Raw genomic sequence first — 26359 nt, forward strand, 5'->3', positions numbered from 1 at the left:
CGACCACTCCCGGCGAGGAGTCGACCGGCTCCGCTCAACTCCAAGCCGAATACGACCGATTGTCGAGCCGGGCGCAAGATCGACGCCCCTGCGACTTGGCCGGGAAACGCCTCTCGTGAGCGGCGCCCGTGCGGGGGCGTTCGCCGCCCGCGCAGGATGCGGCCCGTGACGTGCGCGCCGGCTGACTACTCCGCCGGCGAGTTGGTGCCCGGCAGGTGGACGATCACCAGGACGATGCCCGCCACCATGAAGTTGCGGGCCGCCGCGTCGAGGCCGTTCCAGGACTTGGACTGCCACATCGAGAACCACTCCCCGCCGACGGCGATGAACCCGGCGCCGAACAGCAGCAGCACCATCAGCAGCCCCATGGTGCTCAGCCGCCGGGCCCGCCCGAAACCGGCCCCGCGCCGCAGCCCGCCGAACCACACGCCGGCCGCCGCTATGAGCACCAGGGCCGCCAGCGTCTCCCAGGCGATGATCAGGACGTACGCGATGTCCTGGAGCGTGCTCGACGTGATGGCCCGCCACATGAGATCCGGGTCCTTGAACGTGGTGTCCATCGCGAGGACGTGACGGACGAACTGGCGGTTGGTGTCGAAGTCGGTGATGTTGCCGAAGGCGACGAGCGCCATGTGCAGCGCGACGGTCGCGGTGAGCAGCGCCGCGGCGACCGGCAGCGCCGGGAGTCGTGTCCCGCTCGCGGGGCGTGCGCCACCCGCCGTACGTGCCCCGAACCTGAACCTGGACGTCATCCCGCACTCCCTCGTCGGACCGAACCCATTTCCGCGCCGAACGCACGGGCTCTGCGCGCGCCTGTGGTTCAGCCTGCCCACCATCGTGCCGCGCACCACTGACAACGAGCCCGTCGGGTTCGGACCGGTGTGGCCGAACGGGGTACGCCAGCTGCCCCGAGGAGAAGTACGGCTCCTGGCCGTAGGCGGTTCGGGCGGCCGAACTCCCTTACTGGACAAGGGCGTTGACGACAGGTGAGGCCTGGAGTTGACTCGGGACTGAAACAGCGCACCAGGGAAGGAGCTTGACCATGATTCCCGAGCAGCCTGTTCCTCCGACCGCTCCACCGACCTCACCGTTCACGACACCCCGCCCTGCGACGGCCCCGCCGATCCGCGCGGCCAACTGTTCCTGCGGGCCGAGCTGCCAGTGCGGATGCCAGAGCGGCGGCTCCTGCCAGTGCGGAGGAGGCGCCGTCCCCTGCTGACCCGCAACGACCGCGCGGCCCCGCCGAAACCGGCGGGGCCGCGAGATCTCTCGTCGCCTACTGGCTCAGCCGAGCCGGGTGAGCTTCGCGCCGAACGAGGGCTCGACCAGGTCGTCCTTGAGCGTGACCGGCACCTTCGCCTCGCCGGCTCCGCTGCCCACGGTCAGCATGCCGACCTCCGTACCGGCCCTGGCCGAGTGCGGCAGCGCCTTGCCGCCGTCCGTCAGCTTGATCGCGACCGAGGCACCGGACCACACGGGCACGGTCAGGTCCTTGGCCGCCACGACCGGGACCGTACCGCCGAGCCCGTCCTCCACCTGGCCGACCACCTCGCCCTTCTTCACCACCGTCTCGCTCCTGAGCGCCTTGTCCGCGGCCAGGATCAGGCTCTTGCTGGCCGCCGTCGCGGTGTCGATGATGGGCGTCTTGTGCTGGCCGAATACGGCGCCGATGACCAGCTGCTGGCTGTCGCCGACCGTCGTCTCGGCCGCGAACAGCAGATTGCCACCCGCCTTGGTCGTGGACCCCGTCTTGATGCCGACGACTCCGTTCAGCGGGACGAGCTTGTTGAAGTTGTACTGCGTCCTGGCCGTCTCCACCGTGCCGCCACCGGATGTCGTCGTCGACTGGTACGACGGCTGCTTGGCGATCTGCCGGAAGACGGGATCCGCCATGGCGCGCTTGGCCAGCTTCACCTGGTCCTCGGCCGTGCTGACCGTGGACTCCATGAGACCGCTCGCGTCGGTGTACGTCGTGTTGGTCATTCCGAGTTCCTTGGCGGTGTCGTTCATCTTCTTGATGAACGCCTCCTCCGTCGACGCGTCCCAACGGGCCAGCAGGCGGGCCACGTTGTTCGCCGAGGGCAGCATGACGGCCTGCAGGGCCTCCCGTTCGGAGATCTGCTGACCCGCCTTCACCTCGACGACCGACTCCTTCTCCTTGACGCCGTTGGTGTAGTCGTCCTGCGCCTTCTGGTCGACCGGGATCGAAGGCCCCTTGTCGCCGGCCTTGAGCGGGTGGTCCCGCAGGATGAGGTACGTGGTCATCACCTTGGCCACGCTGCCGATGGGCAGCGGCTTCATCTCCCCGTACGTGCCCATCCGGCCCAGGCCGTCGATGTCGACCACGGCCTGCCCCTCGGTGGGCCAGGGCAGCGACAGGGCGCCGCCGTCGGCGGTGTGGCTCGACTTGCCGGTGAGCTTGAGCGTCGGCGTCGGGAGGGGACGCAGCGCCTGGACCGCCACCAGGACCACGACGAGCAGCGCCACCAGGGTGCCCCAGATCTTGATCCTTCGCGCGACCGTACGGCCCACCGTCTCGGCCTTCGGCGGGGTGTTCGTCAGCTGCGCGAGCAGGTCGAGCGGGGGCGGCGGACCTGCCGAATCGCCGGTGCCGGACGTGGTTGCGGGCGCCGTGGCGGCGGGGGCGGGCGGCCGGGCCAGCGCCATGGTGCGGTCGCTGTCCGTGCGTGAGGGAGCGGCGAACTCCCGGGTGCGGTCCGACTCGGCGGAACTCAGGCCGGGCTTCTCGCCGGACGACGAGGGCAGGGGGGTCGGGACGACGGGGCGGGGCGATGTCGGGCTCGGCAGGTCCGGCTTCAGCGCGATGAACTCGCTGGTCCGCTCGGAATCCGACTCTCTGCGGGTGGCCCAGGAGGGGGCTGGGGGCTTCCGTACGGAGTCCGACTCCGGGACCGACTCCGGGACCGACTCCGGGACCGACTCCGGGACCGACTCCGGGACCGACTCCGGAACCGATGCCGACTCCGGGTCCGGGGCCGACTCCGGGTCTGCGTCCGGGCTGCGTACCGGTGTGGGGCCGGAGGCTGGGCTGGGCTTCGCGGGTGCCTCGGCCGACTCGGGGGCGTCGCCCTCGGGCCGCTGTTCGCCCTCTTCCTTGGGCTGCTCTTCGCGCTCTTCGCGTTGTTCGGGCTGCTCGTCGTTCGGCGGGGTGCTGGACGAGGCGCCGTCGGCGCGTGGGTCGCGGGCGGCCTCGCTGTCGTCGGCTGCGGCGTCGGCGTGGTCCTCGGCGGGCTCGGAGGCCTCTTCCGCTGTCGGGCGAGCCGGGTCCTGCCCAGACGCCGCGGGCACGGCAAGCAGGGTCTTTTCGGCCCGGTCGGTCGAATCGGCCCAGTCGGCCGGAGTCGCTCGATCCGCTTGGTCCCGAGTCGGCTCGGGGCGGCCGGAGTTGGGGCCGACCTCGTCCGCCGCCTCGCCGGCCCGGTCCGACTGCGTCGAATCCGGCCGGGCCTCGGGCCGCTCAGCCGCTTCCTCCGCCGCCTTCACCGCATCGGCCTCGTCGCCCGGTACCGCCTCCTTGTCGGAAAGCCCGCCCGCCTTTGCGCTGTTCTTCTCGTTCATACGTAGTGCAGCCCGCCTTGCTGTGCTGATCTCGCCCTGTGCTCTGCGCTGTCGGCCGCCTAGACGCCAGGAACATACGAAGGCGTTCCAGTCGGAAGTCTTCATTTCCGATCTGATCCGAAAACTTCGTGGCGCCAGGTGGCCAAGCAGGCAAGACCACGATCGCACGTCCATGTGACCAAATGATGACAAAGGCGCCGTGGGGCCTGTCATGAGTCCCGGGCTGCCGCCGACCCGGCGCATTGTCAGACCCCCTTCCTATGCTGGCAGGGCAAGATCGAACGGGGACTCGTCGGGAGGCAGAGGTGCGGATCGAGCGCCATCGAATCGGTGAGGCGGCGTTGGCCGCCGCGGAGGCCGGCTTCGCCGAGCGGATCGCGGGGGACGTACACCGGATGCGGGACGACACTCGTCCCGCCCGGGGCTGGCGCGCCATCGCCGGTGCCTTCCTCGACTACCTCGGGGCGCGGTCGACACGGCTGCCCGAGCTGGGCGGCAAGGACGCCGAGGTCGCGCTCGGATCGGCGGCGGCCGCAGCGGTGGGCGCCCTGGAGCTGACGGTGTTTCCGGGGCGGCAGTTCGACGTGTTCATCGACTACGCCGGGGCAGGCGTGTCGTACGGCGGAGAGTTCGACCGGGAAGAGGGCGACACGGACCAGGCCGGGCAGGTCCGTTCCTTCGAGTGGCTGGACGGCTTCTACCTGGCGTTCCTCTCGGACCGCGAGGCCGAGGTGTTCATCGAGGCCGCCCCGCCCTGGCGCGGCCACGAGGGGCGTGCCGACGTGGCGCTGGTCCATGCCTTGATGGCGTACGCCTTCGGGCACGAGGAAGGGCCGGACGACGCGGCCTCGCCGGGGCCGGTCCAGGACGTGGAGAAGTGCGCGCTGATCGACATGGTGACCGCGACGCTCGGCGAAGGCGACGACTGGCCGGGTCACCGGGCCGCCCTCAGCACCCTGCGGGCCCTGGCCTCGGGTGACGAAGAGGGCTTCACCCGTTGCCTGGCAACGCAGTTGGAGCAGCACCGCGGCCGCGTCGCGGGAGGAGACGCCGGGCCGCGGAGCCTCCTGCCGCTCGATGCCATAGCGCTCGCGGCAATGGCTCACCGGCGGCACGGCTGGGCCCCGCGCATCGACTCCGCATACCTTCCGCACGCACTGGTGACGGGCTTCGGCCCGGGCGCGCCGCGGGTCCGGGCGTACGGACGGGACAAGCGCGCCGATGCCGTGACCGCGCTCGCCGCCGGCCCCCTGGTGGTCGAGAGGCCGCCGCACCCCTTCGCGGCGCAGTCGACGGACCCGTCCCTGTACGACGACTTCGCCGCGCAGGAAATGCACCGCTTCCACGACCCCGGCGAAGATCCGAAGGCGCTCGCACGGGATCTGACGTCGTTCATGTCGGATCAGCGCCAGCGCTTCCTGGTGCGAGCGGCGCTCGATCCGGACGGAACGGATGATCCGTGCCAGTACGAGGCCCTGCTGCTCGGCGCCGAGGCGGGAGCGGGCGCCCTTCGGGTGGCACGGGCCGAGCCGGGTACGGAGGTCGAGGTCGCGATCGGCGGCACGACGCGGCTGTTGCCGGCGTGGCGCAGCTCCTACCGGCCCAATCCGCACCAGTGGCAACAGGCCGTGGCGCTGGCCCTGGTCGTCGGCGCGCGCAGGCCGCTGGCCGACTGCGTCCTCGTCGAGCCCGAGTTCTTCGTGGAGGACGACCACCCCTCACCCGGCGGGGCGTACTGTGCGGCGTTGCACGACTATCTGCGCGGCGTAGACCCGGAGCCCGCGATGGACCACGCGTTGACGACGGCCGCCCGGATGGCCGACGGCAGCTTCCTGGCCCCACCGGTCTCGCTGCTTTCCCAGCTCGTCCAAGGCGACCAGCAGGGCTTCGCGCTCGCGCTGGCCGACGCCTTGGAGGAGCACCGCGAGCACTACACGGTGGGCGACCGGGGCAAGGACATGGAAGCCGCCGTCAACCTCGACGTTCTGGGCCTGGCCTGCCACGCCCACCGCATCGGCTGGCCCGTCCCCATACGGTCGCCCTATCTGCCCGAGGGGCTGCTCCGGTAACGGAAGTACGGCAGCCGACCGCCAACGCGCCCGCCGATCGAGGGGACCCCGTCAACCGCGAACGCGCCCACCGGCCGAGAGGGCGCCGCTAACCGCGAGCGCGCCCCACCGATCCCGACCCCCGGACGACGAGCCGGGTCAGGAGCACCACGGAGCGGGGCGCCGAGCGGTCGCCGTCGATCCGGGAGAACAGGAGGTTCGCGGCCGTCGCGCCGAGTGCGACCGGGTCCTGGCTGACGACGCTGAGCGGCGGGCTGAGCCGGTCGGCCAGCGGGAAGTCGTCGAATCCGACGAGGGCGACGGGGCCGGGGAGCCCGAGCCCGTCCATCACGCCGATGGTGATCAGGTCGTTGGTGGTGAACAGCGCCGTGGGCGGATCGGGCAGCGCCCGCAGCTCGGCGAGGGCGGCCGCGGCGTCGGACTGTGAACGCAGTCCGTGCCGTACGAGAGCCGGGTCCTCGGGTATGTGGTGGGAAGCGAGGGCGTCGAGGTAGCCGGCGTGGCGTTCGCGCTGGGTCCAGATGTCGAACCGGTCGCCGAGATAGGCGATCCGGGTGTGTCCGTGGCCGAGCAAGTGGCTGACGGCCCGTTCGGCCCCCGCGCGGTTGTCGACGGTGACGGTGTCGACGGCCAGCCCCTTGGCGGGCCGGTCGACGCAGACGACACAAGTCCCGCCCTCCATCGGCTGCTTGAGGAAGCCGTGGCCCCCGTTGGTCGGCACCAGGATGAGACCGTCCACCTGGCGGGCGGTGAACGCGGCTATGACCTCGCGTTCGCGGCGGGGTTCGTCGTTGGTGCTGCCGACCAGGACGAGAAAGCCGCGCCGATGCGCCTCGTCCTCGACGGAGCGGGCCATGAGCGCGTAGAACGGGTTGGCCAGGTCGTCGACGACGAGACCGATGGTGGACGTGCGGAGGTTCTTCTGCCGCAGGTTGCGGGCGTTGTCGTTGCGCTGGTAGCCCAACTGCCGTATGGCCTGCTCGACTCGGGCGGCGGTGTCCGGCGAGACCCCGGGCTCGCCCGACACGGCGCGCGAGACGGTCATGGGGCTCACTCCCGCCGCGCGGGCCACGTCCTTCATCGTCGGGCGCTTCACGAGCCTCCTCATCGACCGGTCCGTGCCCGGTCCGGCACGGCGACGGCTCGATGATGGCAGACGACGCCCCATGTCAGGCGGCCAACGGGGTGCCTGGGACGGCCGGGGCGGAGCAGCCGGAGAGGACATTGCGGCCTGTTAACGTTCCCATGCATGGAACTCCGGAGGCGGCCGCAGCTGACTAGTCGTCAAAATCCGCCGAACAGGCGGTGGTTGCTCCCTCTGGCCGATGGAGGCGGAGCCTGAAGGTGAACACGAGGCCCGATTTCACCCGCGCCCCTTGACGGGTGGTCAGGGACACCTCAACAATCCTGAGTTGATTGGTAACGTTCACATGCACATCGAGCATCCCCGTCCCGAGGCCGGCCGTCGGACGGCGGGCGGTCCTTTGCGAGAAGGTGGTCCCCCCTCGTGCTCAGCTCCGTGCCTTCCTCCGGATCAGTGATCCGGCCCAGACGCCTCTCCCGATGCGTCGGCGCCTTCAGCGCTCTCGCTCTCTCCGCCTTAGGGCTCGCCGGCCTCGCCGTGGCGCCCGCCCACGCGGCGACGCTTCCGCTGACCCAGTACGTCGACCCGTTCATCGGCACCGACGACAGCAACGCCCCCAACCCCGTGCCGGGCGGTGCCGGAGGCAGCACCTACCCCGGGGCCGTGGTGCCCTTCGGCGGTGTGCAGTTCGGTCCGGACACCCCCACCGCCTCCCCGTCCGGCTACCGCTACAAGGACACCTCCGTCGAGGACTTCAGCCTCACCCACTTCGACGGCGCGGGCTGCGCCAACAACGAGGACCTGCCGCTCCTTCCGGTCACCGGCGCGCTGGGCAGCTCGCCCGGCACCAACTGGACGAGCTACGCCTCCGGTTACACCAAGGCGAACGAAGTCTCCAAGCCCGGCTACTACAAGACCCGCCTCGACCGCTATTCCACCGATGTGGAGCTGTCCGCCACCACCCGCACCGCCATGGGCAAGCTGACCTATCCCGCCTCGACCGCGTCCCGGCTGCTGATCAACACCGGCCGCAGCGCCACCGGAAACCGCGCCGGAAGCGTGCGCGTCAACGGCAACGAGCTGACCGGAAGCGTGACCGCGGGCGGATTCTGCGGCTCGTCCAAGACGTACCAGATCTACTTCGACGTGCGCTTCGACCGGGCGCCGACCGGCTTCGGAACCTGGTCCGGCGGCACCGTCCGCGACGGCTCGGCCAGCGCGTCGGGCACCAACACCGGCGCCTATGTCACCTTCGACACCACCAGCAACGCGGCGGTCCAGTTCAAGGTCGGCCTGTCCTACGTCAGCGTCGCGGGCGCGCAGGCCAACGTGGCCTCGGAGAACAACGGCTGGGACTTCGGCGCCGTCCGCACCGCGGCCGACAGCTCCTGGAACCAGATGCTCAACCGGCTCCAGGTCTCCGGCGGCAGCGCCGCCGACAAGCAGAAGTTCTACACCGCGCTCTACCACGTGCTCCAGAGCCCCAACATCTCCAGCGACGTCAACGGCGACTACCGGGGCTTCGACAACGCCGTGCACAACTCGGCCAGGCCGGTGTACCAGAACTACTCCGGCTGGGACATCTACCGGTCCTGGGCGGCGCTCATCGCGCTCATCGCGCCCACCGAGGCGAGCGACATCGCCAAGTCGATGGTCCTGGACGGACAACAAGGCGGGCTGCTGCCCAAGTGGTCGCAGCAGACCAACGAGGACTTCGTCATGACGGGCGACCCCGGCCCGATCATCGTCAGCAGCATGTACGCCTTCGGCGCCCGCGACTTCGACACCTCGGCGGCCCTGTCCCTGATGGATAAGGCGTCCAACGGCGGCACCGCACAGGGCAGCGCCATACGGGGACGCCAGTCCACATACACGAGCCTGCACTACCTCGACGACCCCTCCGACTCCCTCGAATACTCCGCGTCCGACTTCGCGGTGGCCCAGTTCGCGAAGTCCCTCGGAGCCACGTCGAGCTACACCACACATATGGGGCGCGCCCAGTGGTGGCGCAACACATTCAACTCCGAGTCGTCCTATGTGCAGCAGCACAAGAGCGACGGCTCGTGGAGCTGGCCGCTCGACCCGGCGAGCCAGTCCACCTTCACCGAGGGCAACGCCTCCCAGTACACGTGGATGGTGCCGTACGACTTCTCCGACCTGATCAACTCCATGGGCGGCCCCAAGACCGCCGTCCAGCGTCTCGACCACCACTTCACCGAGGTCAACGCCGGGCAGAGCAGGCCCTACTACTACATAGGGAATGAGCCCGAGCACGGTGTGCCGTGGGCCTACAACTATGCTCGCCACCCGGCCGGAGCCACCGACGCGGTGCGCAAGGTGATGTCCGAGTCGTTCACCACGGGAGCCGGTGGGCTGCCCGGCAACGACGACCTCGGGGCGACCTCGGCCTGGTACGTGTGGGCCGCGCTCGGCATGTATCCGGCCACGCCCGGCGCCGACACGCTCGCGCTGCACGGGCCGCAGTTCCCGTCCATCCTGATCCAGCGCGCGGCCGGGAACATCACCATCAACAGCTCCGGGACCGGCCCCTACGTGCAGGCGCTCGACGTCAACGGCGCGTCCACCAGCCACAGTTACCTGCGCTACCCGGACGTCGCGGGTGGCGCGACCCTCACCTACACGATGGGCGGCGCGCCCAGCACCACCTGGGGCACCGGCGCCCAGGACGTGCCGCCCTCGTTCCAGGAGGGCGCCACCCCGGTCCCCGCAGCACCGGAGCTCGGCACCAACCTCGCACTCGGCAAGCAGGTGACCGGATCGGCGCCTTGCGCGTCCGCCGAGACGGCCGACAAGGCGGTGGATGGCTCCCTGACGAACAACAGCAAGTGGTGCTCGTCCGCGGCGAACCCCTCACTCCAGGTCGACCTCGGGTCCGTACGGAACGTGTCCTCCTTCGTGATCAAACACGCCGGTCTGGGCGGCGAGAACACCGGCTGGAACACCGGCGCCTTCCAGCTCCAGACCAGCACCGACGGCGCCGCCTGGACCACCGCGGCCACCGTCACCGGCTCGCGCTCCAGCCGTACGTACCACCCCGTATCGGCCAGATCCGCGCGCTATGTACGCCTCGTCATCACCAGCCCCTCCAACACCGGCGGAGGCGGGAGCGACGCGGCCCGCGTCTACGAGCTGGAGGTCTACGGCACCTGACCGTCACCGGCAGCTGAGCAACGCGGGAATCGGCGCCCCGCGCGCCGATTCCCCGGATGGATTCCGGCGGCGGCCCGCCCCAACTCCCTTGGTGTGGGCCGCCGTTGACATCACCATTCACACCCGTGTCGCGATCTTGTCTGCTGAAACGATTCACACGCATAAAACGCCCGAACCTTGGGAATTCAACCACCAGAACAGGGAACACCTGTGCGACACAGGGGTGAAGGTGGGGATGTACAGATGAAGGCCATGCGGTTCGCCGGCGCGGGACGGCCGCTCAACATGGAGACCGTTCCGGACCCGGAGCCCGGACCGGAATGGGTCGTGGTCGACATAGAGGCGGCCGGCCTCTGTCACTCGGACCTCCACATCATGAGCGGCATGGATCTCGGCGACCTCACCGTCAAGTCCCCGGTGACCCTCGGCCACGAGGGTGCGGGGGTGATCTCCTCGGTGGGTGACGGTGTACGGGGCTTCGCGGTGGGCGACCGGGTGGGCATCGCCCTGGTCACGCACCCGATCGAAGCGGCCCGCTTCGCACCCGGGGTGGGACACGACGGAGCGTTCGCCGAGCAGGAACTGGCCCATGTGTCCACGCTGGTGCACATTCCGGACAACGTGACGTTCGCCGAGGCCGCGGTCGCGACCGACTCGGTGGCCACCGCCTATCACGCGGTACGGACGGCCGGTTCGGTGCGGCGCGGCCGGACCGTCGGCGTCATAGGGCTCGGCGGGCTCGGCCTCAACGGCGTACGGATCGCGAAACTGCTGGGCGCGACCGTGTACGGGGTCGACATCAACCCGGCCGCCTTCGGCCCGGCGACCGAGGCCGGGGCCTCGGCGTGCTTCCAGGACGTACGGCAGCTCACGGCCCAACACCCCGATGTGATCGTGGACTTCGCCGGGGTTCCCGCCACGGCCGCTGCCGCCGTGGAGAGCGTGCGCCCGGGCGGCTGTGTGGTGCTCGTCGGACTCGGCGGCGCCGTCGCCCCGATTTCGATCTCCTCCCTGGTGATGCGCAACGTCCAGCTCGTCGGCTCCCTCGGCGCGAGCAAGGACGAACTGCGGGAGGTGTACGACCTCATAGCGAGCGGCGCGCTCAAGCCGACGGTGCAGGAGGTCCCGTTCGCTGAACTCCCGGCAGCGATGGACCGGTTGGCCCGTGGAGAAGTGCGGGGCCGCCTCTACACGCGGCCGCGCGCCGACATCCGCGTGGCGGCGGAGGCCGCCTGAAGGACGGCCGGGGGAGCGGGCGTCGGCGGAGGGCGGAGACCCTCGGCCGACGCGTCGCGGCGATGGCCGGATCTGACAGAAAACCGTCATTGCTGACATCCGGGCCCGCCCCGATGATGGTGGCATGCCCACTCCCCATCGCGTGGTCATCGCGGTCTTCGCGGACGTCGACGTTCTGGACGTGACCGGCCCCGCCGAAGTCTTCGCGCTGGCCAACCGGGTGATCCTGGGCAGGCCCGAGTATCAGGTCCGGCTCGCCGGGCCGGTGCGGGGCGAGGTCGTCACCTCGGCCGGGGTGCGGCTGCTCGCCGACCTGGCCTTCGACGAAGTGGGCGCCGCGGTGGACACGCTGATCGTGCCGGGGGCGGTGGACATGACGCCCGAAGGCCCCATCGCCCGGATCGACGACCGGGTGGTGGCGTGGGTGCGCGACACCGCGCCCCGAGCCCGGCGGGTGGCGTCGGTGTGCGTGGGCGCGCACGTGCTGGCGGCCGCGGGGTTACTGGAGGGGCGCACCGCGACCACGCACTGGTCGACCGCGGCCCAGCTCGCCCGCGAGCACCCCGGCGTGACGGTCGACCCGGACCCCATCTTCGTACGCTCGGGACGGGTGTGGACCGGCGCGGGCATCAGCGCCTGCCTCGACCTCTCGCTCGCACTCGTCGCCGAGGACCACGGGGAGGAGGCCGCGCTGGCGGTCGCCCGGCTCCTTGTCATGTACCTCAAACGGCAGGGCGGGCAGAGCCAGTTCAGCGTGCCGCTGTCCCGGCCCGCTCCGGCCCGCCGGGACAGCGCCGAACTGCGCAGGTTCATCGCCGACCATCTGGAGGGCGACCTGTCCGCCGCCGTCCTGGCCCGGCGGATGTGCCTGAGCGAGCGGCACTTCGCCCGGGTCTTCCGCAAGGAGACCGGGACCAGCCCCGCCGCCTATGTCGAAGCGGCCAGGGTGGAGGCGGCCCGGCGCCTCCTTGAGGGCACCGACCAGTCGCTTCAGGAGATCGCGGCGGCCTCCGGCCTGGGCTCCCTGGAATCCCTGCACCGTGCGTTCCAGAGACAGCTCCGGGCCACTCCGGCGGCCTACCGCCGCCGCTTCCGCACCCTCACCTGACGCACTATCACCTGATGCAGCGTCATCTCCTGACTCCAACACACGGGTCAGCCACCCACAGAGAGGGCACACATGGACAACGCGGCCACCACCCTGCGGAACGTGATCGGCCTGGACAACCAGCTCCCGCGCCTGCGCGACACCGCCCTCATCATGATCGACTTCCAGAACACCTACACCACGGGAGTCATGGCCCTGGAAGGCTCCGAGCAGGCGCTGGACGCCGGGTCGCGGCTGCTGTCCGCCGCACGCGCCGTCGACATTCCGGTGATCCACGTCGTCAACGACGGGGGAGAGGGCACGCCGTACGACATCCGCGCCGAGATCGGGGCGATCTGCCCTCAGGTCACCCCCCTCAAGGGCGAGCCCGTAGTGGTCAAGCGGTTCCCGAACTCCTTCCACGACACCGAGTTGCAGGAGATGCTGCGCGAACTCGGCGTCGGCGGTGACCTGGTCCTCGCCGGGTTCATGACCCACATGTGTGTGACCTTCACCGCCCAGGGCGCCTTCAACCTGGGCTACCGCCCCACCGTCGTGGGCGAGGCCACCGCCACCCGCACCCTGGCGGGCTCCGACGGCAAGCCGATCCCGGCCCCGGTACTGAAGAACGCGAGCCTGACGACGATCACCGACCTGTTCGGCACGGTCGCCCCGACCGTCGACAGCCTTCCCGTCTGATCGCATCCGATCGGGGGAGAGTGCGCCGGGTGCCCGCGTCGGCACCCGGCGCACTCCTCAGCGCGGCGTGGACCTGACCAGCAGCGCGGCGACCAGCCCCGCGAGCAGCGTGATGCCGGCCGACCACCACAGGGTGTCGGTGTAGCCGGCCAGCGTCGCCTGACTCATCGCCTCCGCAAGGGGCGCCGGTAGCGCTCGCGGGTTGACGGCGTGGCCGCTTCGGGCTGCCTCGGCAAGGCTCGGCGGAAGTCCCTTGATCGCCTCCATGCGGGAGGCGACGGCCGTGGCGAGGACGCTGCCGAACAACGCGGAGCCGAGTACCCCGCCCACCTGGCCGGCCGTGTTCGTCAGTGCCGCGCCACCGCCGGAGTCCTGCGCGGCGATGCCGCCCGTCGCGATGGAGTAGAGCGGCATCAGAGCCATCCCGAGCCCGAACCCGGCGAGGAGCATGCCGGGCAGGGCGACGGCGACGTACGCGCTGTCAGCCTTGAGGAACGTCAGCAGCCCCAGTCCGACCCCGGCGAGCAGCAGGCCCGGCACGATCAGGTTGCGCGCCGGAACGCGGTGTACCAGGCGGGCGGAGACCTGGGTGGCGCCGATAACGATCGCGGCGACCGAGGGCAGCATGTACATGGCGCTCCCCGACGGGGAGTAGCCGCGGAAGTTCTGCAAGTACGCGTTCAGGACCAGGAACAGGGTGAACGCGCCGGCGCCGGTCAGGAACAACGTGACCAGGGAACCGGTGCGACTGAGATCCCTGGGGATGTACGGCGCGAGGAGCGGGGCGGCCGTGTTGAACTGCCAGAACACGAACGCCGTGAGCAGGGCGAGCCCGATCGCGAACAGGGCGAGCACCAGGAGGTCGGTCCAGCCGCGCGAGCCCGTCTCCTGGAAGCCGTAGACGAGGGCGACGATCCCGCCGGAGCCGAGCAGCAGACCCAGCGGGTCGGGGCGGCGGCGGGTACGGAGCGGGCGGTCCTGGACCAGGGCGGCCGCGCCGATCACGGCGATCACGGCGAGCGGCACGTCGACGTACAGGCACATGCGCCAGGTCATGTTCTCAAGGAGCCAGCCGCCGGTGAACAGACCCACGACGGAGCCGCCGGCGGCGATCGCGGCGTACACGCCGAAGGCCCTGCCCCGGGCCTTCCCGTCGGGGAAGTTGACCGTCACCAGGGCCAGTGCGGCTGGCGACAGGAGTGCGGCGAACGCTCCCTGCAAAGCGCGGGCCACGACCAGCACGTCGAACGACGGGGCCGCGCCACCGACCGCCCCGGCCACCGCGAAGCCGACGAGGCCGACGATCAGCATCCGCTTGCGGCCGATCAGGTCCGCGAGCTGACCGCCGAGCAGCAGCAGCCCGCCAAAGGCCAGTTCGTACGCGGAGAACACCCAGCTCAGGCCGGATGACGACACATGCAGATCCGACATGATGGCGGGCAGCGCCATGCGCAGGGACGCCGCGTCGAGCAGCACGAAGAGCTGCACCAGAGCCACCACCGCGAGGCCCCACCAGCGTCTGGGGTGCGGGACCGGCGACTTCTGGAGGTCCGCCGGGGCGGGAGCCGCACCCGGCGGGGATACGGGATGCGCCGGGGTCGTGGGCGCGTACGCGGGTGGTGGCGGCAGCGGCTGCCCGGACGGTACGCGCGGGTCGGCGGGGACCCTCGGCGCGGGAACCGGTTGCTGCGGCGCGAAGTCCAGCAACTCGGCCGCGTGACGGCCGAGTTGGGCGAGGACCGCGCCCGGCAGCCACTCCTCGCCCGCGTCCGCCGCCGTGTGGTCCGCCACCTGCTGGAGAGTGGGCCGCCGGGCCGGGTCCTTGTCGAGACACGCGCGTACGAGACCGGTCAGCGACTCCGGTACGCCGGTCAGGTCCGCCTCCTCCTCGGCGATCCGGAAGAGGTGGGCGTTGAGGCCGGTCTCCGTGGCGCCGAAGAGCAGCCGGCCGGTCGCCGCGTGGACGAGGACCGCGCCCAGACAGAACACGTCGCTGGCCGGGGTGAGTTCGAGGCCGCGCACCTGCTCCGGCGACATGAAGCCGGGCGAGCCGATCAGCATGCCGGTGCGGGTGTGCAGGCTGTCCCCTGTGAGGCTGTCCATGGCCCGGGCGATACCGAAGTCGATGACGCGGGGGCCGTCCACGGTGACAAGGACATTGGACGGCTTGAGGTCGCGGTGGATCAGTCCCGCCGCGTGCACCGCCTGCAGGGCGAGGGCGAGACGGTTGGCCAGGACCCGCACGGAGTTCTCGGGCAGCGGCCCGAAGTCCTTGCCCACCACGGTGGTCAGGTCCGGCCCGGGGATGTACTGGGTCGCGACCCAAGGCACAGCGGCGTCGGTGTCGGCATCGAGCACGGCCGCCGTCCAGGAGCCGCCCACCCGCCGGGCGGCCGCCACCTCACGGGCGAAGCGCCTGCGGAACTCGGGGTGCTGAGCGTGCTCGGCCTGGACGACCTTGACGGCAACGGTCCGTCCGGCCTCGGAACGGCCCAGATACACCAGGCCCATACCGCCGGCGCCCAGGCGGGCGATCAGGCGGTACGGGCCTATGTGCGTAGGGTCTTGGGAGATCAACTGGTCCACGGGGGCACGGTATTGCAAGATCGGGGGCGCCGGTGCCGGATTCTGGCCAAGACCGGGTAAGAGCTCCGTGGGTGTGCGGTTCGTGCGGCTGCGGGCCGTGTGCGGCTGGTCACTTTCCGAGGTTCGCGGCTTCCCGCACGATGTACGCCGTCACCATGGCCCGCCGATTCACACCCGTACCCAAGGATTTCCCTGTTCAATTTGCGCTCGCGGCACGCCCGGGGGAAATGCAGGGTCCGAGTGAATTCTGCGCTGATAATCCGTCCCGTGAACGGGACAGCGGGATGGCTGAGAAAACTCGGAATGCTGGCCGCCGCAGCGGTGTGCGGCCTGGCGATTCCCGCGTGGGCGCAGCCAGCCGTACCCGCGGAATCCTCGGCGGCCGCCGCCCTCTGCCGGACGACGGTGTTCGCCGGGGTGGCGCACGAGGACGACGACCTCCTTTTCATGAGCCCCGATTTGCTGAACGACTGGGCGAGGGGCGCCTGCCTCGACATCGTCTACCTCACCGCGGGCGACGCGGGAAGCACCGGCACCTGGTACACCGAGCGGCGCGAGGTGGGCGTCGGCCGCGCGTATGCGCTGATGGCGGGCGTCCCCAACGACTGGCGCCGCCAGGACCGCAAGCACGCCGGGCGCACGGTCCGCGCCTTCGCGCTGCGAGTGCCGGCAGGCCGGCCCCGCGTGCGAGTCACCTTCCTGCGGCTGCCGGACGGCCTGCACGACGGCTCGGGCACCCGACTGCAGGCGGGCCAGAGTCTCCTCAAGCTCGAACTGGGCAGAATCCGCCGCATCACGACCATGGACCGCAGCGCGCGTTACGACGTTAAGGAGCTCACCGCGATGCTGTCCTGGCTCGTCGCGGATTCGCACGCCAAGGTCGTACGGACCCTGGACTATCGCAACGTCGACCGCGGAAGCGGCCCCAAGAGCGACCACAGCGATCACGAAGTCGCGGCACGCCTGGTGAAAAAGGCGGCCGCTTCTGTTCCGGGCCCGAAACCATTCGTCGTCGGATACCGGGGATATTCCATCAACGCGCTGCCGCCGAATCTGGCCCTTCAGCCGGCCCGGCGAAAGGAATCCGTGTTCCGGCGGTATCTGTCCACGACGCTGTGCACCAGGGCGTGCGCCGACTACACCGGACCCCTGTGGTCGTCGTACCGGCATTGGATGGTCCGTCAGTACCGGGGGAAGTAGCGGCCTTCCCGTTCCTGTTGGAGCGCCAGTTCCCTTGAGTGAGGGTCGATATGGACAGGAGGGGCCGTTAGCGGAGTGTTAGGCCGGGTGTGCCAGAGTCATCCGTATGGTTCTTCTCGATCAGGCACCGGAATACGTGTCCCATCAAGGCCCCTCCCGCCGGAACCTCCTGATAGCCCTCGCGGCCGGCATCGCCGTCTGTCTCGGCATCGGGGCCGTGGCCGTCTCGAAGTTCAACGACAAGCCGCTCTTCCACGACCAGGTCGCCTACGAAGGCGGCTACGTCGTCGCCCTTGCCGGTATGAAGGCGGACCCGACCGGACGCACCCAGGACTTCCTCAAGAACGGCGGCTGCGAGCAGTGGCGCGGCGAGCAGGGCGGCGCCAAGGCCGAGGGGTCGCCCGAGCAGTGGCTCCGGGGCTGCCGGGACGCGGCCGCCGACGGGGACTGCCGGAAGGGACAGGCGGTCGCCAAGCCCAAGGGCTCGGCCGGGATCAGGGGCCTGGTCTGCGACAGCAACAAGGGCGTCAAGAAGCCGACCGCCGCGCAGTAGTCGCCCGCTCCGCTCCGGTGCGGCGCGCGCCGGGCAGCCACGTACTACGAGTGACCTCGTGCGCGCCCCTGTCGTCTAGGCAGCCCCGCACGTCACCCAGTACAACGGGGGAGTCGGGACGGGTGGCGGACCGGGTGGAGGCATGTGTGCGCAGGATCGCGATCATCGGGGCGGGGCAGGCCGGGCTGCAGCTGGCGCTGGGACTCCAGGCCGCGGACTACGACGTGACGCTGGTGTCGGAGCGGACCGCGGAGCGGCTCCGCGACGGCCGGGTCACCTCGACGCAGCTGATGTTCGGGCCGGCCCTGGCACTGGAGCGGGCGGCCGGGCTGAACCTCTGGGACGACCGGGCGCCGGTGATGGGCGGCCTGGAGATGAACCAGTGGGACCCGACGGCCGAAGAGCCTTGGTCGGCGCGGTTCACCACCACCTATGACGCGGAGGTCCGCTCGGTCGACCAGCGGGTCAAACTCTCCGCGTGGCTGGAGCTGTTCGAGGCGCGCGGCGGCCGGGTGGAATTCCGGGCGGCCGACGCCGACGACCTCGCGGGGATCGCCGCCCGCCATGAGCTCACCGTCGTCGCCACCGGCCGCGGCGCACTCTCGTCGCTGTTCGGCCGCGACGAGGCACGCTCGGTGTACGACCGCCCCCAGCGCGCCCTCGCCGCGTTCTACGCGTGCGGCGTCACACCGCGGGGCGACGAGAGCGACGCGTATCTGCGCGTCACGGGCATGCCCTCGGCCGGGGACGCGATCGCGCTGCAGGCGCTGACCGTGGGCGGGCCGTGCGAGATCCTGCTCCTTGAAGCCAAGTTCGGTGGCCCGTACGACTGTTGGGAGGACCGCCCCGAGCCGCGCGAGGGGCTGCGGCGTGCGGTGGAACTGCTGCGGACGTACGCGCCGTGCGAGCACGAGCGCTTCGCCCGCGCCGAACCCACCGACGGAGGCGCCGCGTTGTACGGCGCGATCACCCCGACGGTCCGGCACGGGGTGGCCTCGCTCGGGGCAGGCCAGTACGTCCTGGGCATGGCGGACGCGGTCGTCGTCAACGACCCGATCACCGGCCAGGGCGCCAACAACGCGGCCCGCGCAGCCGCCGCATACCTCGACGCGATCGTGCGGCGCGGCGAGCTGCCGTACGACGAGCGGTGGATGCGGGAGACCTTCGACGCGTACTGGGAGCACGCGCGGTACGTGCACGCCTTCACCGATCTGATGCTGCGTCAGCCGCCGGCCGAGCACGTCTCGCGCCTGGTGCGGGCCACCTTCGAATACCCCGAGCTCGCCCACCGCTTCGCCAACGGCTACGCGGACCCGCTCGACTACCACGACTGGCTGATGGATCCCGAGCGGGCCGACGCCTGTCTCGCCAAGCTCGCCGGGTCCCGCTGAGGGCGGACCTCTTGCGCCGGACGTCAGACTTCAGATGTACGGCACACGAGCTCTGAGGCTGACTCCTCGGGGCCCGGTTGTCTCATAGCTTCGTGATCAAGGCCGGAGCGCTCTGCTCCGCATTCCGATCCGAAGCGAGACAACCATGTACGGCAAGGCATTCGCCCCCGAGTACCGGGGATCCTTGGGTGAACTCTCGGTCAACACCTCCCTGGAGGAAGTGCTCGCCAAGGCCGTCGAGGAGCGGCGACGGGCCCAACTCGGCGGTGACGCCGTGGAGTTGGCGCACGCGGGGCTCGCCGTCGCCGAGGCGAGCAGGCGGCTCGGCCGAGTCGAGGAGGCCGAGCGGGCGTGGAAGGACAGCTACCGCGCGGCCCGCCGGGCGGGCGACCGGGGCGCGATGGCGTGGGCGGTGTGGAGCGGTGGCACCCTGGCCCGCCAGCGTGGCGACCTCGCGCTGGCCCGGCGCTGGCTCGCCACCGCGGCCGAACTCGCCGAACAGGGCGGTGACATCGTGGCCCGCGGCTACTGTCTGGCCGGGCTCGCCGAGACCGGTCGCATCCAGGGCGACTACGAGGCCGTGGGCAGGCTCCACGAGAAGCTGCTCGCCGAGGCGCGCAAGCGCGGCGAGGCCCGGCACACCGTGTGGGCGCTCGAAGGCATCGCCCAGATGCACCGCAACACCGGCTCCTTCGACAGTGCGCTCGCCCTCTTCGAGGAGGCCGCGCAGATAGCCGGCGACGCGGGTGACGACCGCGGCCGAGCCTGGGCGCTGCGGGGCATCGCCGATGTGCGATCCGCCCAGGGAGACCCGGAGGGGGCGTTGGCCCTGCTCACCGAGGCGGAGGCCCTCTGCCGCGAGATCCAGCTGGTCAGCGCGCTCGCCTACAACCACAAGATGCGGGGCAACGTGCTGTATCGCGCGGGGCGTTACGCCGAGGCGGAGGAGTGCTACAGCGGGGCGCTGGCGGAGTTCCGCGCGATGGGCGAGCCGCGCGGCGAGGCGCTGTCCCGGCTCGGCCTGGTGAAGGCGAAGGCCCGGCAGGGGCGTGTGCCGACCGAGACGGCGGCCGACCTCGACGTGCTGGAGCGTGCGCTCGGCGCCATCGGGTTGCAGCACGCCAAGACCATGATCGACAAGGCCCGCGCCGAGCTGGGCGTCAACACGGCCACCGATGCCGTACCCGCCCGCTGAGCGCGGCCCCGCGATGTCCTCAGCGTTCTCCGCAAGGCCCACGACAGGAACAGAGCCCATGTCCACCCAGGCCGGTCTGCACACCCCCATGTCCCTGAAGGCCAGGCCGTCCGCGCCCGCCACCCTCGCCCGCTGCCGGGAACTCGTCGAGCCGGCGCTGCGCAAGGCCGTGCTGGGGCTGCATCCCGGGCCCGGCCGCATCGCGTCGCACGCGTTCGGGTGGTGCGACGCGGACGGTACACCGATGTCCGGGGGCGGCGGCAAGGGGGTGCGGCCGGCGCTCGCCGTGCTCGGGGCGGAGGCGGTGGACGCGGGCGAGGACGTGGCGGTACCGGCGGCCGTGGCGATCGAGCTGATCCACACCTTCTCGCTGATGCACGACGACATCATGGACGGCGACGAGCGCAGGCGGCACCGCGACAGCGCCTGGAAGGCCTTCGGTACGGGGCCCGCCGTCCTGGCGGGCGATGCCCTGTTCGCTCTCGCGGTCCGTACGCTGGCCGAGGCGGGAGGCGCGGGAGGCGGGGCCGCTGTGCGCCAACTGACCGTGATGTTGGGCGAGTTGGTGCACGGTCAGGCCGACGACGTGCTGTTCGAGTCCCGGCCGTGGACCGGCCCCGGGGCGGTGGGCCTGGCCGAATACCGGGCCATGGCGGCGCGCAAGACCGGCGCCCTGCTCGCCTGCGCGACAGCCCTCGGGCCGCTCCTCGCGGGCGCCCCGCCGCTGCTCACGGACGCGCTCGCGGGGGCCGGGCGGCAGTGGGGCCTCGCGTTCCAGGCGGTCGACGACGTGCTGGGGATCTGGGGCGACCCCGCCGTCACCGGAAAGCCGGTGCACAGCGATCTGCGGCGCGGAAAGAAGACGCTGCCCGTCCTCGGGGCGATGGCGCTGGATCCGTCGGTGGCGCCTCGTCTGGAGGCCCTGCTCGGCGTGCCCGCCGACGAGGCCGCCGTCCGGCGCGCCGCCGACCTCGTCGAGGAGGCGGGCGGCCGCGCCTACGCCCTGCGGGACGCGCGCACCCGGGTGGCCGCCGCGCGCGATCAACTGCGCGCGGTACCGCTGGTGGAGCACCGCGTGGACGAACTGGTCGCCCTCTCCGAGCTGTTCCTCGACCGCGAGCTGTAGCCGTCGGCTACGAGGTCAGGGTGGATCCGGCGAGCGGGCGTTCGGTGAGGAGCAGGTCCGCGTGGTGGCGGGCCGCGACCAGCGGGTGGGCCCGCAGCTTGCCCTTGAGCTCGTTGCGGCCGTACTCGGCGAACAGCGGGTTCGCCGGGTCGGCGGTCGCCCCGGGCGCGTGCGACGCGTACGGGAAGGGCAGCGGCTCGATGTGCGCGTCCAGGCGCGGGTTGTAGAAGAACGGCACCGAGAAGCGCTCGGTGGCCCCGGGCGGGCTCACCACGCGGTGGTTGGTGGCGAGCAGATAGCCGTTGGTCGCCACTTCGAGCAGCTCGCCCAGGTTGACGACGAAGGCGCCGGGCAGCGGCGGCACGTCGTGGAAGCGGCCGTCCTCGCGCTGCACCTGGAGCCCGCCGACGGTGTCCTGGTGGAGCAGCGTGAGGAAGCCGTAGTCCTTGTGGGCGCCGACGCCCTGGGCGGTGCCGTCCTCGGCGCTGCCCGGGTAGCGCACCAGCTTCAGGTGCAGATGGGCCCGGTCGCCGAACACGTCGTCGTAGAATTCCTGGGGTGCGCCGATCGCGGCGAGCAGCTCGTGCAGCAGCTTCTCGGCGACCGCGCTGAGCCGGTCGATCCAGGTGAGCGCGGCGCTGCGCAGCTCGGGCAGGGCGGTGGGCCACTGGTTGGGCCCCTCCAGCCACCAGTACGCGGGCTCGCCCGGACCGGGTATGTGCGCGGGGCGCTCGGCGCCGATGTCGAGCTGGTCGCGCCAGTCGCGGGAGCCGCCGGTGCGCTCGTCGCCGATGCGCGTATAGCCGCGGAAGTGGGGCGAGTTGACGTTGTCGATGGCGAGCCGGTCCGCCTCGGGCAGCCGGAAGAACGCCCGCATGGTGTCGTTGAGCGCGGCGGTCTCGGCATCGGTGACGCCGTGCCCGACGAGCTGGAAGAAGCCGACGCCGTGCGCGGCGCTGTGGAGCTCGGAGTGCAGCCGCCGCCGGGCCTCGGGGCCGCGGTCGGCGGCAGAGAGGTCGATGATCGGGAGCTGCGAGGAGGTCACGTACGACATGGGAGCCATCCGCTGGGATATGCCCCGGCCGGCGCGGGTGGGCGCGGTCACGGCTCCGCCGGGGTGAGGCGGGCGCCGCTCAGGCACGGGGAGGGTGAAGGGGGGGCCTGGATCAGCGGTAAGTGCGACAGGCCATGCTCGTAACGCGGACGAAGTCCACGTGGCGGCGTCGAACGAGCGGAGGCATGTCGCAAGGGTACTCCCGGGCGGCCCCCTGGAGCTGTGATCGCCCTCACACTCGCTGGTGAGAGCCATGATCACGACTCGGGTGCCGAAGGTCGCGCGGGGTCGGCCGGCGGGCCGGGTGAGCGGGAGCGGCACATGGGCGGCCGGTAACTCCGCTTCGGCGTCCGCCCCCGGACCCGCTCTCCCCCGCATCGCTGAAACGCCCCCATCCGCCCTGGTCGAGTGGAGAGCATCTTCGCCCCGGGGAGCGGGATTGCACCAGCCCCCCGGGGGAGTCGGCCGACCGGCCGCGCTGTCGACAGCAGGGTGGGCGAGCGGAGAAGATCGCCGTGTGAACACCCTGACGGCCGAGGCCATCGCGACCGCACGGCTCGACCTCCTGCCGCTCCGCGCCGCACACGCCGAGGAAATGGCCGCGGTGCTGTCCGATCTGGGGCTGCATGCCTTCATCGGCGGCACCCCGGACCCGCCGCAGGCCCTGCGCGCCCGCTACGAGCGCCTGGCCGCGGGCTCTCCCGAACCCGGCGTGAGCTGGCTGAACTGGGTGATCCGGCTCCGCGACGAGGGTTGTCTGGCGGGCACGGTGCAGGCGACGGTCGGCCCGTCCCCGCAAGGGGCGGTCGCCGAAGTCGCGTGGGTGGTGGGAGCTCCCTGGCAGGGCCGGGGCATCGCCACCGAAGCGGCCCGGGGACTCGTGGAGTGGCTCGGCCGACAGCCCGTACGGGAGGTGAGGGCGCACGTCCACCCCGAGCACCACGCGTCCGTCGCCGTCGCCGCGGCCGCGGGGCTCGCGCCGAGCCGTGTGTGGCAGGACGGTGAGCTCAGATGGCTGCGCCACGTGGGCTCGGAGACCGACGGCGCACGCACCAACTCCGGTTACCAGAACGGGAGTTGAGGTGCGGGTGCCGGGTGAGTCGGATGGTTCACCGCATCCTGGCGACCGTCGCGCCCCGTGCGACCGACGAGGCCTTCACGGTGTCAGGGTGACGGCGCCGGACGTCAGGTCGACCTTCGGGACTTGGTCATCAACATGCCGCCCGCGACGAGTGCGAACAGGCACACACAGGCGCCTGTGATGACGTTGCTGAGGATGGCTCCGGTGCCGGCACTGCGCGCGACGACCCACGGAGAGACGATCAGCCAGGCTCCGAGGAGCAGGACCACGAAGTTCAGGTCCGTGGACCTCTCCGGGACCATGGACATGCACAGGCCCAGGACCGCGAGGGTGATGCCGACGATCAGGTTGCTGAGGGCCAGGGTCGGCTTGGCGGCCGAGAAGTGGACCGTCCAGCCGGAGATCGCTGCGTATATGCCGGCGAGGATCACGAGTTCCTCGACCGCCGCGACGCCTCGGGTTTCCATCACCTTGGCGTAGCGGTCCCGCATCTCCGATACATCGGGGTGCCCCGAGATATCACCGGGGCGGTGTGAGACGTCGGCCATCCGACTCGCCTCCTTCTGAAAGTCTGCACGTCTGGCCGCGCTGCGACACCATGTCGCGCTCCCATTGTGCGCTTATGTCGCCTTTATGTGTAGTGGGCGGAATGCGGCAATCCAGGCACCGGCAGTGATGGTCACCCCAGGTGGCATACGAGATGCGGAGCGTACGCACCGGGGTCCTGAACCGGCATTTCCTTCGATGCCGGGGGAGTTTCAACCGGGGGGTGCCCGGGCCACGCCCCGCGGTCATCTTCCGGTCATCTGGCAGGAGTAGGACCGGGCCATGTCACAAACGACGAGTGCACCGGTGGCGTCCCCGGCAGGCTTCTCCGATGTCAAAGGCTGGTTCTGGCCGGCCGATCAACTGCTGTTCGACTGGTTCCTGAAGCGTCAGGAAAAGACCCCGGAACAATTCGGTGACCTGCTGGAACTCGGCGCCTACCTGGGCAAGAGCGCGACTTTCATCGGCGGCTATCTGCGATCCGGCGAGCAGTTCACGGTCTGCGACCTCTTCGACTCACCGGCCCCGGACGATCCCAACAGCGCCGAGATGGACAGGTCGTACTCGACGCTGACCCGCCGCGCCTTCGAGGCGAACTACCTCGCCTTCCACGAAGAGCTGCCCACCGTCGTGCAGGCGCCGACCTCCGTCATCGCCTCCCGTCTGAAGGCGGACAGCTGCCGCTTCATCCACGTCGACGCCTCGCACCTGTACGAGCATGTGCACGGCGACATCGAGGCAGCCAGGGAACTGGCCGCCCCGGACGCGATCGTGGCCTTCGACGACTTCCGGGCCGAACACTGCCCCGGCGTCGCGGCAGCGGTCTGGGGCGCCGTGGCCACCATGGAGCTGAAGCTCATCTGCATCACCGGCACCAAGGCGTACGGCACTTGGGGCGACGCCGAGCCGGTACGGGCCGAGCTCCTTGAGTGGCTGAAGTCGCGCACGGACCTGTGGCACGGAGTGGAAGAGGTGGCCGGCGCCCCGCTGATCCGGATCGACGGCAAGAAGGCCAAGGCCCCGACCCCGCCCCAGCCGCTGCGCCCGGCCCCACCGAAGGAACCGGCCGCGGCGGAGCCCGCCGTCCCGGCCCCTGTCGCCGAGCCCCGGGGCCTGTTCGCCCGGGCCCTCGCAGGCCGGCGCCGCCGCTGAGCAAGCCGCAGCCCCGGCCCTGACGCCCCGGGTGGGGCGAGGGCCGGGGCTGCGGATCCGCCGGAGCGCTCAACTCACCGGGGCAGGAACTCCCGTACGCCGTCCCCCAGTTGAGCCGAGTGGTCGACAACCACGCCGACCCCCTGCTCCTGCCCGAACAGATCCGTCCACGAGCCGAAGAACAGGAAGCTGTTGTTCGTCGCGAGCCCCACCGCGGCGAACACCAGCAGCTGAGTCGCAACCAGCAGTCCCAGCCGGCCCAGGACGGTTTTCCAGTTTTGACGTGCCATGCGCGGCCACAACCAGATGGTGACCGTGAACATCACCACCGCGCAGAGCACGGTCAGCGCCAGCACGTTGTTACTCGTGAGACCCATGGGTCGATAGAACTCTCTGCCAGAAGTACACCCGGGCACCCCCGAGTGGCACCGCTCGGGGGTGCTCAAGAAGGTAGACAGCGATGCGGGCAGATCCGTTCCAGTGCGGAGCAGGCATCCTTCGCCGTGCGGCCGGCCGGCGCGTCAGCGCGCCGCGGACACCTCGGAGGGCCGGCCGGCGCTCGCGCCGCCGCTCACCGTGTCGAGATACTCGGACACCGCGTCACGGTTGCGGGTCAGGCACTCGATGCGCTGCGTCATGCGGTCGCGTTCGAGGGTGAGCGTGGAGAGCATCTCCGGGGTGGCGTCGGGGAAGTGGATGACCCGGGGCTTGTTGAGGCAGGGCAGGATCTGCTTGATGATGCGGGTCGGAAGCCCGGCGTCGAGCAGCCCCCGGATCTGCATGACCCGGTCCACGAGGTCCTCGTCGTAACTGCGGTAGCCGTTGGGGGAGCGGCTGGAGATGATCAAGCCCTGCTCCTCGTAGTAGCGCAGCAGCCGACGCGACGTGCCGGTGCGCTCCGAAAGCTCTCCGATGCGCATGTGCTCCTCCTCGCGGATCGACGCCCTGACCCTCACACGTGTGTGAGGCCCCGGATGAGTGTACGGGCCCGGTCTTCCCCGAGGGCCGGCTATCGGTCGACTCGCAGGTCCCGTACGAAGCGAAGGCCCGGGCGGCCGTCCAACTGGAGGGCGGTGGTCGGGGTGAATCCGGTGCGGGCCAGGACGGTTCGGGAGCCGGTGTTGTCCAGGGTCGTGACCGCGGTCAGCGTGGTGAGGCCGTACTCCGCGAGGGCCAGCGCGCAGGCCTCGCGAACGGACGCCGTGGCCAGCCCCTGCCCGGCGGCCCGCTCGGCGATCCGGTACCCGAGTTCGGCCGAACCGTCAGCGGCGTCGACCAAGTTGACCCGGCCGAGCACCGAACCGTCGTCGTCCACCACGAGGTGGAAGAAGCACGTGCCCGCGTCCTGCTCGGCCAGCAGGGCGCGGTGGCGGTCGTCGAAATGGAGGAAATAGTCGTCGCCCCGGTCGGAGATCGACGCGGCGAAGTACGCGCGGTTCTCGCGCTCGAACTTCAGGAGGGCCGGGGCGTGGTCGAGGTGAAGACGCTGGAGCCGGTGCATGCGTCAAGGCTACGCAACCGGGTGCGGGCGGAAGGCGCGAGGCGCCGTC

20 protein-coding genes and 1 pseudogene are annotated in these 26359 nt (G+C 70.9%); 12 read left to right on the forward strand and 9 right to left on the reverse strand.

The features are described 5' to 3' along the window. Positions 1 to 185: 185 nt before the first annotated feature. Both OHA17_RS36950 and OHA17_RS36955 read right to left on the reverse strand, forming a co-directional pair. A complete protein-coding gene (locus tag OHA17_RS36950; protein ID WP_406510135.1) occupies positions 186 to 752 on the reverse strand; it encodes a DUF2165 domain-containing protein in 567 nt (188 codons plus the stop codon). Between the two features lie 532 nt (positions 753 to 1284). After that, the gene (locus tag OHA17_RS36955) at positions 1285 to 3579 is read right to left on the reverse strand and encodes a D-alanyl-D-alanine carboxypeptidase (RefSeq protein ID WP_406510136.1); all 2295 of its coding nucleotides are present in this window, start codon (positions 3577 to 3579) and stop codon (positions 1285 to 1287) included. Between the two features lie 305 nt (positions 3580 to 3884). Here OHA17_RS36955 and OHA17_RS36960 point away from each other — a divergent pair, with 305 nt between their 5' ends. Continuing rightward, complete coding sequence (locus OHA17_RS36960; protein WP_406510137.1) at positions 3885 to 5648, forward strand: Imm49 family immunity protein; 1764 nt, start codon at positions 3885 to 3887, stop codon at positions 5646 to 5648. 88 nt (positions 5649 to 5736) lie between these two features. Here OHA17_RS36960 and OHA17_RS36965 read toward each other — a convergent pair whose 3' ends face one another. Beyond that, the gene (locus tag OHA17_RS36965) at positions 5737 to 6744 is read right to left on the reverse strand and encodes a LacI family DNA-binding transcriptional regulator (protein WP_406510138.1); all 1008 of its coding nucleotides are present in this window, start codon (positions 6742 to 6744) and stop codon (positions 5737 to 5739) included. Positions 6745 to 7155: 411 nt separating this feature from the next. Here OHA17_RS36965 and OHA17_RS36970 point away from each other — a divergent pair, with 411 nt between their 5' ends. The 4 genes from OHA17_RS36970 (at position 7156) to OHA17_RS36985 (ending at position 12925) form a co-directional block, all read left to right on the forward strand. Beyond that, positions 7156 to 9903 (forward strand): GH92 family glycosyl hydrolase, encoded by a 2748-nt coding sequence (locus OHA17_RS36970; RefSeq protein ID WP_406510139.1) that lies wholly within the window; start codon positions 7156 to 7158, stop codon positions 9901 to 9903. Positions 9904 to 10146: 243 nt separating this feature from the next. Then, entirely contained in the window at positions 10147 to 11139 is a 993-nt protein-coding gene (locus OHA17_RS36975) for a zinc-binding dehydrogenase (protein WP_406510140.1), read from the forward strand. A 124-nt stretch (positions 11140 to 11263) separates the two neighbouring features. Beyond that, the gene (locus tag OHA17_RS36980) at positions 11264 to 12247 is read left to right on the forward strand and encodes a GlxA family transcriptional regulator (RefSeq protein ID WP_406510141.1); all 984 of its coding nucleotides are present in this window, start codon (positions 11264 to 11266) and stop codon (positions 12245 to 12247) included. Between the two features lie 72 nt (positions 12248 to 12319). Next, positions 12320 to 12925, forward strand: coding sequence for a cysteine hydrolase family protein (locus OHA17_RS36985; protein WP_406510142.1), 606 nt, complete (start codon positions 12320 to 12322; stop codon positions 12923 to 12925). 57 nt (positions 12926 to 12982) lie between these two features. On the opposite strand, the gene OHA17_RS36990 is transcribed toward OHA17_RS36985, so the two are convergent. Continuing rightward, a complete protein-coding gene (locus OHA17_RS36990) occupies positions 12983 to 15511 on the reverse strand; it encodes an MDR family MFS transporter (RefSeq protein WP_406510143.1) in 2529 nt (842 codons plus the stop codon). A 267-nt stretch (positions 15512 to 15778) separates the two neighbouring features. On the opposite strand from OHA17_RS36990, the gene OHA17_RS36995 reads away from it, so the two are divergent. The 5 genes from OHA17_RS36995 (at position 15779) to OHA17_RS37015 (ending at position 20976) form a co-directional block, all read left to right on the forward strand. Further along, the gene (locus OHA17_RS36995) at positions 15779 to 16711 is read left to right on the forward strand and encodes a PIG-L family deacetylase (RefSeq protein WP_406510144.1); all 933 of its coding nucleotides are present in this window, start codon (positions 15779 to 15781) and stop codon (positions 16709 to 16711) included. A 106-nt stretch (positions 16712 to 16817) separates the two neighbouring features. Then, entirely contained in the window at positions 16818 to 17264 is a 447-nt protein-coding gene (locus OHA17_RS37000) for a hypothetical protein (RefSeq protein ID WP_406510145.1), read from the forward strand. 146 nt (positions 17265 to 17410) lie between these two features. Further along, complete coding sequence (locus tag OHA17_RS37005) at positions 17411 to 18655, forward strand: styrene monooxygenase/indole monooxygenase family protein (RefSeq protein ID WP_406510146.1); 1245 nt, start codon at positions 17411 to 17413, stop codon at positions 18653 to 18655. Between the two features lie 145 nt (positions 18656 to 18800). Next, the gene (locus OHA17_RS37010) at positions 18801 to 19850 is read left to right on the forward strand and encodes a tetratricopeptide repeat protein (RefSeq protein WP_406510147.1); all 1050 of its coding nucleotides are present in this window, start codon (positions 18801 to 18803) and stop codon (positions 19848 to 19850) included. Between the two features lie 58 nt (positions 19851 to 19908). Further along, positions 19909 to 20976, forward strand: coding sequence for a polyprenyl synthetase family protein (locus OHA17_RS37015; RefSeq protein ID WP_406510148.1), 1068 nt, complete (start codon positions 19909 to 19911; stop codon positions 20974 to 20976). A 7-nt stretch (positions 20977 to 20983) separates the two neighbouring features. Here the strand turns inward: OHA17_RS37015 and OHA17_RS37020 are convergent, their stop codons facing one another. Further along, the gene (locus OHA17_RS37020; protein WP_406510149.1) at positions 20984 to 22030 is read right to left on the reverse strand and encodes an isopenicillin N synthase family dioxygenase; all 1047 of its coding nucleotides are present in this window, start codon (positions 22028 to 22030) and stop codon (positions 20984 to 20986) included. A gap of 517 nt (positions 22031 to 22547) precedes the next feature. Between OHA17_RS37020 and OHA17_RS37025 the strand changes: the two genes are divergently transcribed. Beyond that, positions 22548 to 23111 (forward strand): GNAT family N-acetyltransferase, encoded by a 564-nt coding sequence (locus OHA17_RS37025; protein ID WP_406510150.1) that lies wholly within the window; start codon positions 22548 to 22550, stop codon positions 23109 to 23111. Between the two features lie 104 nt (positions 23112 to 23215). Here OHA17_RS37025 and OHA17_RS37030 read toward each other — a convergent pair whose 3' ends face one another. Further along, entirely contained in the window at positions 23216 to 23659 is a 444-nt protein-coding gene (locus OHA17_RS37030; RefSeq protein ID WP_398877073.1) for an SPW repeat protein, read from the reverse strand. A gap of 280 nt (positions 23660 to 23939) precedes the next feature. Between OHA17_RS37030 and OHA17_RS37035 the strand changes: the two genes are divergently transcribed. Continuing rightward, positions 23940 to 24809: a class I SAM-dependent methyltransferase gene (locus tag OHA17_RS37035; RefSeq protein WP_406510151.1), complete on the forward strand. Its 870-nt coding sequence runs from the start codon at positions 23940 to 23942 to the stop codon at positions 24807 to 24809. A gap of 113 nt (positions 24810 to 24922) precedes the next feature. Here the strand turns inward: OHA17_RS37035 and OHA17_RS37040 are convergent. The 3 genes and pseudogenes from OHA17_RS37040 to OHA17_RS37050 all read right to left on the reverse strand — a co-directional run. Further along, positions 24923 to 25186, reverse strand: a pseudogene (locus OHA17_RS37040) (esterase); the annotation flags it as partial. Positions 25187 to 25330: 144 nt separating this feature from the next. Then, positions 25331 to 25729 carry a MerR family transcriptional regulator gene (locus OHA17_RS37045; RefSeq protein WP_398877071.1) on the reverse strand — a complete coding sequence of 133 codons (399 nt, stop codon included), beginning with the start codon at positions 25727 to 25729 and terminating at the stop codon, positions 25331 to 25333. A gap of 89 nt (positions 25730 to 25818) precedes the next feature. Further along, a complete protein-coding gene (locus OHA17_RS37050; RefSeq protein WP_406510152.1) occupies positions 25819 to 26310 on the reverse strand; it encodes a GNAT family N-acetyltransferase in 492 nt (163 codons plus the stop codon). Positions 26311 to 26359: the final 49 nt, after the last annotated feature.

The organism is Streptomyces sp. NBC_00212 (assembly GCF_045206365.1).
Classification (GTDB): Bacteria; Actinomycetota; Actinomycetes; order Streptomycetales; family Streptomycetaceae; genus Streptomyces.